10 protein-coding genes are annotated in these 13,477 nt (G+C 36.7%); all 10 read left to right on the top strand.

What is annotated here, in order from left to right; all coding sequences use genetic code 11:
• A partial coding sequence (locus ACFO6W_RS23285; protein WP_380001023.1) for an RHS repeat domain-containing protein occupies positions 1-2,484 on the top strand: 2,484 nt, incomplete at its 5' end.
• Positions 2,481-3,191 (top strand): hypothetical protein, encoded by a 711-nt coding sequence (locus tag ACFO6W_RS23280; protein WP_380001021.1) that lies wholly within the window; start codon positions 2,481-2,483, stop codon positions 3,189-3,191. The genes ACFO6W_RS23285 and ACFO6W_RS23280, both read left to right, overlap by 4 nt.
• Positions 3,192-3,475: 284 nt before the next feature.
• Entirely contained in the window at positions 3,476-4,609 is a 1,134-nt protein-coding gene (locus ACFO6W_RS23275; RefSeq protein WP_380001019.1) for an RHS repeat domain-containing protein, read from the top strand.
• A gap of 415 nt (positions 4,610-5,024) precedes the next feature.
• Positions 5,025-6,071, top strand: a complete 1,047-nt coding sequence (locus ACFO6W_RS23270) for an RHS repeat domain-containing protein (protein WP_380001018.1) — start codon at positions 5,025-5,027, stop codon at positions 6,069-6,071.
• Positions 6,072-6,077: 6 nt separating this feature from the next.
• A complete protein-coding gene (locus ACFO6W_RS23265) occupies positions 6,078-6,377 on the top strand; it encodes a hypothetical protein (RefSeq protein ID WP_380001016.1) in 300 nt (99 codons plus the stop codon).
• Positions 6,378-6,661: 284 nt separating this feature from the next.
• Entirely contained in the window at positions 6,662-7,915 is a 1,254-nt protein-coding gene (locus ACFO6W_RS23260; RefSeq protein WP_380001014.1) for an RHS repeat domain-containing protein, read from the top strand.
• A 185-nt stretch (positions 7,916-8,100) separates the two neighbouring features.
• Positions 8,101-8,511: a hypothetical protein gene (locus tag ACFO6W_RS23255; protein WP_380001012.1), complete on the top strand. Its 411-nt coding sequence runs from the start codon at positions 8,101-8,103 to the stop codon at positions 8,509-8,511.
• A gap of 344 nt (positions 8,512-8,855) precedes the next feature.
• Positions 8,856-9,008, top strand: a complete 153-nt coding sequence (locus ACFO6W_RS23250) for a hypothetical protein (protein ID WP_380001010.1) — start codon at positions 8,856-8,858, stop codon at positions 9,006-9,008.
• Positions 9,009-9,196: 188 nt separating this feature from the next.
• A complete protein-coding gene (locus ACFO6W_RS23245) occupies positions 9,197-9,691 on the top strand; it encodes a hypothetical protein (RefSeq protein ID WP_380001008.1) in 495 nt (164 codons plus the stop codon).
• A 634-nt stretch (positions 9,692-10,325) separates the two neighbouring features.
• On the top strand, positions 10,326-13,460 hold the full coding sequence (locus ACFO6W_RS23240) for a hypothetical protein (protein WP_380001006.1): 3,135 nt from the start codon (positions 10,326-10,328) through the stop codon (positions 13,458-13,460).
• The last annotated feature ends 17 nt before the right edge of the window (positions 13,461-13,477 follow it).

Genomic DNA, 13,477 nt, shown 5'->3' with positions numbered 1-13,477 from the left:
TGCAAGGATACCATCCCGGTAAGCAACAAGGTGGTCAAAGGCGTATATGCAAGTACAGGCAGCTACAAAAGGTATAATATACAGGTCGATGGCGTCAACAAGACCTTTACCAATACCCCGTCTATCCTGTCCGTTAATTTCTATGACAACTACGATTTCCGGGGCATGGCTGAAATACCGGCAAGCGGAACGGAGTATAACCCCGAAACAGGCTACGGTACATGGTATGGGACGGATTATTCCGATGCCAACAAGTATAAGAACAAAGGAATACTGACAGGCACACTTACTGCACAGATGAATTACGACGGCACAATATCTTCCACCCCTTCCTCTTATCTCTATTCGGTGATGTATTATGACAGCAGGGGAAGACTTATCCAAACAAAGGGTAACAACCAGCTTGCCGGAGGAATTGAAAAAGAATACATCGCCTATAACTTCACCGGGCAGCCGGTCAAGAAACTGCATGTGCACACCAAGGATGCCAACGGAGGAGGAAAGCTGACCGAGCTGTATACTTATACCTATGACCACGCAGGCCGCCTGCTGACAACCACACATCAGCTAACAGACGGGACAACGGTAAAACCGCAGGTAACACTGGCGGAAAACTCTTATGATGATTTGGGTAGGTTGAAGACTAATAAGAAAGGAGGAGTGGCAGGTACGCTGGCTACTTACGCTTATAATGTGCGTTCGTGGACGAAATCAATCTCCAGCCCGCTGTTTACCGAAACGCTGTATTATAATGAATCCTACGGAGGCAGCGCCAGGCTGTATAATGGCAATATCTCGGCAATGAGCTGGAAGCATAATACCGAGACCAATCCACGCGGTTACGCCTTTGTTTATGACAACCTGTCGCGGCTGACAAAAGCCAGCTATCTGATCAACGGTGCCGTGCAGACTTATAATGCAAACACCCCAACCAACCCTATCTATCAGACAGCTTACAGTTATGATAAGCATGGGAATATGAAAACCCTACAACGTTATGGTAATATCGATGCAGCGAAATACGGATTGATTGATAACCTGACAATGACTTATGTCGGTAATCAGATGACAAGGGTAGATGAGGCGGCAGCAGCCATCAGCATTGCTGAATCAATGGACTTTAAGAATGGCAGTAATGTAGCCAACGAATACACCTACAATGCCAATGGGGCGATGAATAAAGATTTGAATAAGGGGATTACCGAAATCCAATATAATTCGTTAAATTTACCAAGGCAAATGATAATCAATAGTTCTTCGGTAAAGGCCAAGAATTATTATACTTACTCGGCTTCAGGCGTGAAGCTGAGGACAGAGCAGCGATACGATCCTAATTATACGGTAACGCCGTCCAATGCGACCAATCCGACAAATGATGGATTGGCTGACTATAAGAATACGGATTATGCAGGCAATATCATCTATGAAACAGTAAAGAGCGGTTCTACAATAACGAATAAAACGCGGATACTGGTTTCCGGAGGATACATCGAGGGTGGAGTATATTACTACTACCTGACCGACCACTTGGGTAACAACAGAGTGGTAGCCAATGCCAGCGGTACTGTTATACAAAGGAACCACTACTATCCATTTGGCATGTCCTTTGCCGATACACCGTTGGCTGAGCAGGGAAAGCAGCCGTACAAGTACAATAATAAGGAGCTGGATCAGATGCACGGGCTGAATATGTATGATTATTCGGCTAGATATTTGGCTTTGGATGTTCCAAGGTTTACAACTGTGGATCCATTGGCGGAGAAGTATTATAGTTGGAGTCCATACTGTTACGTTGGTAACAATCCGTTGAGACTTACTGATCCAACAGGGATGGATTGGGAAGATGAAAAAAGTAGAAAATATGCCGAGAAATTATCTGCTGATATGAGTAATCGTGTATCTTCTTTAAATAAAGAGAGGCAAACAGTTGCAAATAATTATGTAAAAGCCCTTAAGAGTGGAGATTCAGAAAAGGCTGGTCAATTACTTGCCGAAGGTTTAGGGCTTCGTGCTAGTATAGAAGATTTAGAAAGTGGTATTACTGAATTAACAGCAATGGGTGACACCAAAGATCAGACATTTGCTTTTAAAAAAATATCAGGAAATGAAGGTAGCACAGAAAAAAGAGACGGGGTCATAGAAATGCAAGTTACTGGTACTTCTATTGGGGTTCATGAGTCTGCCCATGGCTATGATCTTTGGAAAGGGGGAGGAATCACAAGAAGCAATTTTGCTCCCCGAGAGATTAAAGCATACGGCAGGCAGTTTTCTTATGATAAATCTTCTTTGCCTAATTCATATTGGGGTGGTATTTCTAACCGGAGTAACATAACGGAAGGTTGGGTTTATGGAGTTTATAATGAGGTGGGAGGAGTCAGAAATTATCTGTATGCTGATAAGTTATTAGAAAATTCAAGAGTTCAGTATACATCTGCCGCAGTAGAACGATTGTTAGACCAAAGACGTAAAAGCGGATTGCCATGAAAAAGAGTTTTGTATACTTATTGTGTTTTATTTGTATCATATGTTACTCATGTGTGTCTTCCTTTAAATTAGGTAGATACAATGGTAGAAACAATAGTGGAAATCCCAATGATTTCACCTTTTTTGCAGACTCTACATTCAGTTATAATTATTATGGCTCAATAGGGAAGCATTCTTCGGGCAAATATGGAATAAGGGACAATAGAATAATTTTGAATAGTAACATTAGTAACACGACTATACCGGTAGAATGTTTGGTTATTCCATCAGATTCATTAATAGAGAAAAACAGGGTAACTTTTTCATTTAATCTTTCAGAAGAAGAGCAAAAGGGCTACAAATGTATACCTATTCTGAATAATGATACTTTAAATAATAAAGAGGGAATAATTTATTTTACTCAGGGCATACAAATAGATGAAAAATGGGGAAACTATACAATATATTACACAGAGCCTATAGATAGTATAAAATTATGGATATTGAAAGATCCATTTATTGGCCGTCCAACAAGGATCCTAACAACAAAGACTATGTACTTTGATAAAGTAATAGGGAAAGATATTACCTTCAATCTAACAATTAATGATTCTCTATTTGGCTATAGAGTTTTTGATAATATAGAATTAGCCATAAAGAGAAATAAAATCATATTTATAGACATAGAGGAAAATAAAAAAAATGCTCTTTATTTAAGGCAAGATTGAGAAATGCTAAAAGTATACCCCCGCTCGCGCAGACGTCCCGTCTGAGTGTTGCGTAGCAATAATTATAATCCTGTCGGTATCATCATCGGCAGGATAATTTATCTATAGTATTATACATTTTGTTCAACGGAACGGAAAAGATACAGGATGAAAATTATTGAAGAATCTGTTACGTTTGTTACCTTTTAACTATATATGGTTAATTAATATGAAATTAGCTGTGGAGGAAAGAAATAGAAAAAGTGTAACTTTTGTAACTTTTTTCGTTAAATTTACCGCAGGTAATGATAATAAACAGCCCGACGGCCAAAGCTAAAAATTATTACACCTACTCGGCATCAGGCGTGAAGCTGAGGACAGAGCAGCGTTATGACCCGAACCTGAATGTGTCGCCTGTTAATACCACAAACCCGGCTAATGACGGATTGCCGGATTATATGAATAGGGATTATGCAGGCAATATTATCTACGAAACGGCAAAAAACGGATCGGCGATTACCAACAGGACAAGGATATTGGTAGACGGCGGATACTGGGAAAATAATGTTTACTATTTCTATGTGACCGACCATTTGGGAAATAACCGTGTGGTAGTAAACCAGAGTGGGACAGTTACCCAGAAAAACCATTATTACCCGTTCGGTACTGCTTTTGCGGATAAGTATGATAACGGGACAAACCAGCCGTACAAGTATAATGGTAAGGAATTGGACGGTATGCACCAGTTGAACCTGTATGATTATTCTGCGAGGTATTATGAGAGCGCATTGGGAAGGTTTACAAGTGTCGACCCGCATGCGGAGAAGTATTATAGTATCAGTCCATATGTGTACTGTAATAATAATCCATTGAAGTATATTGACCCAGATGGGAAAGATGGAATTTTTATAGCTTTCCCTGATTATAAGATTTCTACTCCTGTTGGTAAAGTTGGAGGATTAGGTCATGCTGGAGTTTTACTTATTGACAATAAAACTGGATATACTAAATATTACGAATATGGTAGATATGACAAAGAAGAAAAGGGCTTAGTTCAAACACATTCTGTTTCTAATGTAAAAATAGGAAAGGATGGAAAACCAACAGAGGAATCCTTAAATAAAGTATTAGGGCAAATATCAGATAAAGCGGGACAAAAAGGGAAAATAGAAGGAGCATATGTAGAGAGTGACAAATTTGATGAGATGAAAGATTATGCAGAATCTAAAAAAGCGGAAAACAGCAATTCTGATAGAAAAGAATATACATTGACAGGAAACAATTGTGGAACATTTGCAGCTGATGTCTTAAAGCAAGATCCAGATGTAAAAAAGAAAGCTCCAACAACTATTATCGCACGACCAAACGGTATGGTGAAAGATTGGCAAAGTAATTTTGAAAAAATCACATATGACCCTAATAAAGATAAAAAGGAATAATGATGGAAGATAAAAGTATTTCACTGATAGAAATGTTCTTATTAACAGTATATTTAGGTTCTATTGTATATCTAATAGGATTGATTATTTTTATTTTTTTGATTTATAGAAAATTTAATAATAAGCTTAATTTAGTCATATTAAGCTTTGTTCAACTCTTATTATCTATAATACTTTCAATCCTTATATGGCGATTCTGGCCTTTAGAAATTGATATTATACAAGGTTTAATCTTTTTACCAAGTATCTGCGCAGAAGTTATATCTGTATTATTATTGTATCTAATCATTCAGGGATATAAGAATAGAAAGCCAATAAACTAACCGATGACAAACGGCTGCTCAAATAAGTAGCCGTTTATTTTTTATACGCCTGCCTAGTTTTGGCATGCTGAATCAGCCTATCCACCGCATACATGAATTCGACTACTCCAGTTATCGGTTCGGCTATAAATCCTACCGCCCTGAATGTGACCCAGACAACGGATTATGTCGGGAATGTTATCTATGAAAACGGAACCCTGAAAAGAATATTAGTTGACGGAGGATATAATGACGGAGGAAATTATTACTTTTACATCAACGACCATCTGGGTAACAACCGGATAGTAGCCAATGCGGCGGCATCGGTGGTTCAGAGTACACAGTATTATCCTTTCGGGATGCCGTTTGCGGATGCAACGGGGCCGGATGTTCAGCCGTACAAGTATAATAATAAGGAGTTGGATGGCAGGAACGGACTGAATATGTATGATAATTTTGCCCGTTTGTATGACCCTGTGATACCACATACGCCTATGTCAGACCCGCATGCGGAGAAATATTATAATATGTCTCCGTATTCGTGGATAGGGAATAATCCGATGAAAGTAATTGACCCGTCCGGAATGGATACGACCCATGTAGCGTATAATAGTATGGATAATCAGGACTATCAAATTCAAGCAAATCTGTCTGGAGGAGAGGGAATGATTGTTGTAGACAATCCTTTGCCTGACGTTTTTATTGATGGGGTTGCACCTATTAAGTCTCCTTTTGATTATTGGGCTATTTCTTTATCAGGTTCTGCTGTTTGTGGTGTAGGGTTTTATGGGGATATTACAATCGGAATAATAGGAAAAGATGGCATTTTTATTCAACCTTCAATAGGTTTTGGAGGAGGTCTTGATATTTCGGGTTCTGTTAATATTAAACAAGGTGTCTATAAAGGAGCGGGAAAACCTACAGCAACAAGCTTAGAAGGAACAAATAGAGATATTTCTGGAGGAGCTTCATTCGTAAATATGGGATATAGCGAGGATCGGGTTGAAACCTATAATTCAAGAAACATTGTTACTAGTGTAACTAATGGAAATGCTTGGAATGTATATTCTGGAGGGGTAACTTTTGGTTCTAAGAGCATTGTTGGAGGCCATTTTGGACTTTCTCAAACATTTGGGACTACTTATTTATATAAAAAATAATGAGCTATGAAACATATATCAGTATATTTATTGATGTTTTTATGTGGATGTATCTGTTTTGGATGTCATAAAAATAAGGAAGTAATTCTAAATATGGAAGTAGAAGGTGTTATCATCAGTATCTATCAAGATAGAAAAAACCATGAAGTCTACACCTTTACCATAAAGTCAAATAGTTGGTACGATGGGACTTTTATTGCAGATTTTTATCCAAAGAGTTGGTTATACGCTTCAATAGGAGATTCTATAATTAAGAAGAAGAACGAAGATTTTATAACAATAAAAAAAGAAACGGTTCCTCTATGACATTTAAAACACGAATAAAATAATAAAATACCCCTGTCTTTCGGGATATGTAATTCTTATCACAAAAATCCTGCCGATATCATTATCGGCAGGATAATTTATCTATAGTATATACATTTTATTCAGCGGAGCAAAAAAGATACAGCATGAAAATTATTGCAAAATATGTTACGTTTGTTACCTTTTAACTATATATGGTTAATTAATATGAAATTAGTCATGGGGAAGAAAGAGATAAAATAGTGTAACTTTTGTAACTTTTTTCCTTAAATTTACCGCAGGTAATGATAATAAACAGCCCGACAGCCAAAGCTAAAAATTATTATACCTACTCGGCATCAGGCGTGAAGCTGAGGACGGAACAGCGATACGACCCTAATTATACGGTAACACCATCTAATGCAACCAATCCCGCAAATGACGGGCTGGCTGATTATATGAATAGGGATTATACAGGCAATATTATTTATGAAACGGCAAAAAACGGATCGGCGATTACCAACAGGACAAGGATTCTGGTAGACGGCGGATACATCGAGGGTGGAGCATATTGCTACTACCTGACCGATCACTTGGGTAACAACAGAGTGGTAGCCAATGCCAGCGGTACTGTTATACAAAGAAACCACTACTATCCGTTTGGTATGTCCTTTGCCGACACACCACTGGCAGAGCAGGGAAAACAGCCGTATAAGTATAATGGTAAGGAATTAGATCAGATGCACGGATTAAATATGTATGATTATTCGGCTAGACATTTGGCCTTAGATGTTCCGAGGTTTACGAGTATTGACCCTAAAGCGGAATTATATTATAGCTGGTCACCATATGTCTATGTGGCAAATAATCCTTTGAAATTTATAGACCCAACAGGCATGATTAAATTATTAGCTATAACAATGGGCTATGAGTCGAAATATAGAGGACAAATGCTATCTTCCAATCAAAAAGGAGTTGAACATCACGAAGTTAACAAAGGTGTCGGAGATTTAGTGTCTATCTTAAAAACAGCAACTAGTTCAGACCCTGAAGGTATTGGCTTTATATCCCTATGGTCTTATGGCTCTGCTAATGGGGTATTTGGTGAAGATTTTAAAAATAATAACATATATACATCCGCTTTAAGTGAGTTAAAAACAGCTATTGAAAAGGGGGAAGTCGTATTTCATGAAAACGCTATTATATATCTTGGAGCTTGCAATGCCGGAACCAGAGAATTCGCTTCAACCTTAGCTCAAATAACAGGGGCAAGGGTTATCGCGGCAAATGATAAGGTAACTCCGATAACGGAAAATGCCAACGAGATGGTATACAGTACTGGTTTTCCGAAAAAGAATAGCTTCTATGAATTTTCTATGTACGACAATCCTAAAAAAATAGGAGGTAGAACTGATGTTATAGAATGGCTAGATAAAGCCAAAAGAGCAACCTCTTCTAATATTGAGCCTATTTCTGCCCAACAAACTTGGAATGAAGTCATGTCTTTTATACAGAATGCAATGAGTGTTAATTCCAATATAAAATTAATAATTCAATGAAAATCATTTGTATCATATTAGTATTGTTAGGCTTTAATTTTAATTTTTCTTTTGATAATGTTAAAGTCAACATCTGCTCTATTCAGAATAGAGATGCTTTTAGTTTGAATTGCGATAGCCTAATCAATGTGTACAGAGATAATTCTATTCGTAGCATTTTACCTGATAGTTTAAGCTTCATTTATATGCAACCTTCAATTGAAGGACAGTTTGTCCGTTACATACTTATTGCAGACTCAATGCTTTATGATGAGCCGGCCGGTGATATAATTGGCTCTTTAATCGTTTATGAAACAAAGAATTGTAACAAAGGAAGTTTATTTGTAGAGTTTATATCAAATATCTTTCCTACAATTTCAGTGTATAACAATCAACTTAAAGTCGGATCATCTACTGATGATTTGATAAAAGTATTAGGAACCCCTTATAAAATAATCGAGGATCACTATTTATATAAAAGCTTAAGTAACAATTTTATAGGCATATATTCCACTAAAAATGGGAATATAACAAATTTTAGAATAGGGATATATAACAGGAAAATACTAAGTTCTATTGAAGGCAACTTGGAATTATTGCTAAAACACAATCCTTAAAGTTTATATCTCCCGCTCGCGCGACGTCCCGTCTGAGTGTTGCACAGCATAATTATAATCCTGCCGGTATTATCATCGGCAGGATAATTTATCTATAGTATATACATTTTGTTCAACGGAGCAAAAAAAATACAGGATAAAAGTTATTGCAAAATCTGTTACTTCTGTTACCTTTTAACTATATATGGTTAATGAATGTAAAATTAGCTATGGGAAGAATGAAATAGAAAAAGTGTAACTTTTGTAACTTTTTCCTTAAATTTACCCCGGATGATGGATATAAAAAGTCCCGTTGCAGAGGCAAGGAACGAATATACCTATAGTGCGTCAGGCAGGGAACTGAAGTGGTACAGAAATGGAACCCTAATTTTTCTACAGCTCCTGTTATCGGTTCGGGTATCAACATGACATCGCTGACTCAAGCCAGGACCACTGATTATATAGGTAATATCATCTATGAAAATAATGCGTTGAAACGGAGAAATGAGAGTTATTAACAGTTTATTTTATTTACCTCAAATATTTCGCTGTATTTTGTCTCGTAAAAAAAGCTATTGTTTTGAAATATATTGTATATTGTATTACCAATTTTGATCACTAATTGCCCATATATTAAACTCTACTTAATTAGAAGATAAATGACCGGATAAATTATATTTCTTAAACCAAAATTTAATAAAAAAATATGAGAACAAAACACCAATTACTTCTATATTCTTTCTTGTTCTTTTTGACATTTAATTATATGTTTGTTGATAGCATTTTTTCTCAAGGTATTGATAGGGGTGATCCTACTTTCCCGGAAGAACCGATACCACATGCAGATTATTGGCAAGAAGGATATGACTATGGATTCAAATTAGGCAAATATTATGCAACTTCAGGGCAAAAAGAAACTATTATTGCCTATGTGGGCACAGATGCTAAAGGTAAAATGCAGTTTACAACTATAAAGAGAATCATGCCGCTGAAAGATTACTATGACGCTATGGGTAATGCGTTTTATCAAGCAAAAATAAAGAATAGTGGAGATTTCAATATGATAAGGTATTATGATGGAGCCATAAATGGTTTGTATGATGGTTTCCATCTTAATATAGGAGGTTCTGGAGGTTCTGGAGGCAGCCCTAAGCCACCTAAGGATACGGGAGACATGACAGAAAATCCTCATGAGCCTTAAATTCTTGCTATAACTCAATTATCCGGTCATTTAAATTTACATATCTATTTATAACTTCGGGGTAGTCCCTTGCTCTAATTTCTTATTAAAAGCGAATGTTGTTGGAAATTAATAATTTACCTTTTTTTTATTGAGGTGAGCGGAAGGTTTTGAATGGTTCTGATTGTTTAGGTCAATCCAAATGTCAACCAGGATGTCAACCGAAAGATACTTTTCTAAAATTGAGTTTCTCCTCTTCTTTATATTTTTCTATGCAAGATATCAGTTTGTTTATGTTTTAAGGTATAACTGAATTTTAAATTGAAAGCGTGAAATACTTCAGTGATTTTTGCATTAAAAAAACTGCTTGAATATTCAATATTAATTAAATTATGTTATTTTTATATTTTAGTTTGTAAGGTCTCAAGATGGCATTTATCCATAGGAAAAGAAAGAAGCGTATCTCTTTATATAAAGTGCCTGAAATTGCAATTAAAAGACTAATAGTAAATGTTTTAACTGTGAAGCCTGCCCAGATTATCTTCTTGCTGTCCCTGTGGATGGTGTTATCCGGTTTTAGTCAATTGGACAGTTCTCTCAATCATATATACCCAGGCGATGTGTTAATTAAACTGCAGCTAAATATAATAGTGCTATGAGAAAATATATAATACATGTAATTATACTGTTCTTCTGTTCATTATCTGTATTTCCCCAATACGATAAAGTTGATATACAAATGCCCACAGCCACATCATTAATGCGGTATACTGATTACCCCGTAAGTTATAAAACCGGAATTCCTGATATTAAAATTCCACTACACACATTAAAGGCCGGGGATAAGATAATTCCTATCGAATTGAGTTTTCATATAGACAATTTTATGCGCTCGAATCAAATCCCTGAATCTACAGGAGCAGGATGGACTTTGAATACAAATATACAAATCAGCAGGAGTATAAACGGGAAAGACGATTTTAAAGCAGGAGGATATTGCAACGTCCCTGCATATCCCGGCCCTTTCGATTATAACGATCAGGGGAGCAACAAGGATGTCATAAGAGACAATTTTTATAAATCAAAGTTATTTGTGGAAGGAGGAATGGGTGGTATTGACGGCGAATCGGATAAGTATTATTACAATATACTCGGCAAGAGCGGAACCTTTTATCTGCAAAGAGTAAAAGATAAGCCAAATGAAATTAAATGTATTTCGGTTCCTTTAGATGGTGTGAAAATAATATTAGTAAAACCTTGGGTATTTACAATCATAGATACCGATGGAACTAAATATTTATTTGAAGGCGGGGGACGAGACTACAGAACACCTACAAATTATTATGATGAAAGTGTTATAGCATGGAAATGTAAAAAAATAGTTAGCCCTAATGGAGACGAGATCGAATTTATATACAATACGGTTTATAAGCCTAACGGGGGAAGTATTGTAGAGTTTGCTTCTCGTCTGGAATTATATGATGATCAACGAAATTATGCCGGGCCTTATGATGACCGGTATAGTCAATGTAATGGTGGAAATTATTTGTTGGTAAAAGAAACTCCTTTCTGGAAAATAATCGGGCCTAAGATGAAGCGTTATGCCGGTTTTGGGAACGATCTGAAAACTATGAATGCCGGTGGTGCTTTTGAAGATTCTTTTTCCGACTATCCGGTGGGAGGCTCCCCGTCCGCTACTTATTGGTATATGAGTTCGGATTACCTTGATGAGATCAGGTTCAGAGGAGGAAAAGTGTTGTTTACATATGAGGATAACTCAATAATGACTTCTATAAAAATTGTAGATAATCAAGGAAAAGTAACAAAAGCAATTATATTAGAACAAGAAGGAGGGGGAAATAATCAGGTATATAGTGACCAATTTTATAATAGGATATTAAAGACGCTGAAAATTAATGGTGAAACTTACTCTTTTCATTATGGTTATCAAAGGAAAGGATATGTGGAAGCTGATTTCTGGGGATATAACGGATACTACCCGGGGAGTGGATATGGAGGTGCGGGCTCTATAGCCAACTTAGAACAAGATATAGATGTACAATGGGGGCAGAATCCTTGGGGGGTAAAATCCTTTTGGGGGTGTGAACCGGTTAGCGACCCTTATGTCTGGTATCATCTTTTAGGAAAAACATCTAGTGATATCTTTTATGTCAGGCCGGACTTTACATTGCTGAAAATTAAGTACCCGACAGGAGGCAGCACCGAGTTTATTGTAGGCCAGAATTTATTCCGGAGTAAGTTTGATAGCCAGATCAAAGGTGCGGGAGGTTATAGAATACAACGGATAAAATTTTATGACGGAATAAATACCAATCCGATTAAAGAAAAAATATATAAATATGGGCCAGATGAAGATGGAACAGGTATAATAAGAGATGAACCATCATTTTCTTATTATCCTAAAACCGATTATACAGAACAGCTTATAAAATACTATTTGTCAGATAATAATCCATCATCCCTCTTTCAAACAGAACGTAAGCGTGTTTTTTTAGGAACAAGTACCAGAGCTATGACTTTTGGTAATGGTTCGCCTGTTAATTATAATGAGGTTTCTGAATATGAATCTGATATGGGGAAAGAAACTGGTAAAACAGTATATAAATACGATTTAAAGAATTATATACCTGCTTATGCTTCACCAACTGATCCTTATCCGTTCGAACAAGAAGAATGGGATATGGGAATGCTGGATTCAGTTATTATTTATAAATATAACAGTAGTTTAAATAAATATGAATGGCAAAGAAGAAAGAAGTATGTGTATGGCGCATATTATCAGCCTGTTCAGATATTCAGGGAGAAAGTATGGATGCATGAAGTTCCTGAGGTAATAGTCGGATTAACCAGACATTATTTGGATGTTCTGACCGATCTTGCAACCATTTACCATAAATATGATGGCCTGAAAACAGGAGTGATGCAACTTATTAAAGAAGTGGAGTATATTAAAGAAAAAGAAAATATACTGATCGAAGAAACAGAATACTACTACGATAATCCTAATAAATATACGACTGGCAGAAAAGTTAAAAAGCTAAGTGATGGAACGGTGTTGACTGAGCAGACTACTTATCCGGAAGACTACTTATCCGGAAATTTTATTGCTGATTTACTTGGTAAGAACATGATATCTTTTCCAATTGAAAAGATATCGTACCGTAATGGAAACATCATTTCAGGAGAATTTTTAAATTACGATATGTCAGGCCGGATATCTGCAGTCGATCATTTGGAAGATAATATTGCTGTTACCGATTTTAAGTTATCAAATAAAGGAACTAACGGTAAATATACCCCGGATACTCCTAATACCATCATAAGTAAAGATAATCACTATAAGCAAAAATTTGCTCTGGCTTATGATAGCTATGGCAATATAAAAAATATAATGCCACAGGCTACATTTCCAGTCGTCTATCTTTGGTCATACTCGGGCCAATATCCTATAGCAGAAATTAAGAACACTACACTAACCGAAGTTACTGCGGTTCTGAATTCTATTTTTGGAGTAAACAGTGTCGATGCATTATCCGCATTAACCACGCCAAACGAAGGAAAGTTGAAGGATGGCAGCCTACAGCGGGCATTACCCAATGCTCATGTTACCACCTACACTTACCAGCCTCTTGTCGGCCTATTGACGGTAACAGCCCCATCCGGTACTACTGTTTATTATGAGTACGATACCTTCGGCCGCCTGAAACGAACCAAAGATGTAGATGGAAAAACCATTCAGGAATACGATTATCATTATCAAAACCAATAAAGGTGTAGCTGCGAAAA

Origin of the sequence: Dysgonomonas termitidis (assembly GCF_042654545.1) — a bacterium.
Taxonomy (GTDB): Bacteria; Bacteroidota; Bacteroidia; order Bacteroidales; family Dysgonomonadaceae; genus Dysgonomonas; species Dysgonomonas termitidis.
This window is presented reverse-complemented; position numbering and strand designations above follow the sequence as displayed.

Bases quoted from the DNA above. Each gene is read 5' to 3' on its own strand.
- ACFO6W_RS23240 (WP_380001006.1), top strand. From the start codon at position 10,326: ATGAGAAAATATATAATACATGTAATTATACTGTTCTTCTGTTCATTA.
- ACFO6W_RS23265 (WP_380001016.1), top strand. From the start codon at position 6,078: ATGAAACATATATCAGTATATTTATTGATGTTTTTATGTGGATGTATC.
- ACFO6W_RS23245 (WP_380001008.1), top strand. From the start codon at position 9,197: ATGAGAACAAAACACCAATTACTTCTATATTCTTTCTTGTTCTTTTTG.
- ACFO6W_RS23260 (WP_380001014.1), top strand. From the start codon at position 6,662: ATGATAATAAACAGCCCGACAGCCAAAGCTAAAAATTATTATACCTAC.
- ACFO6W_RS23275 (WP_380001019.1), top strand. From the start codon at position 3,476: ATGATAATAAACAGCCCGACGGCCAAAGCTAAAAATTATTACACCTAC.
- ACFO6W_RS23255 (WP_380001012.1), top strand. From the start codon at position 8,101: ATGCAACCTTCAATTGAAGGACAGTTTGTCCGTTACATACTTATTGCA.
- ACFO6W_RS23280 (WP_380001021.1), top strand. From the start codon at position 2,481: ATGAAAAAGAGTTTTGTATACTTATTGTGTTTTATTTGTATCATATGT.
- ACFO6W_RS23270 (WP_380001018.1), top strand. From the start codon at position 5,025: ATGAATTCGACTACTCCAGTTATCGGTTCGGCTATAAATCCTACCGCC.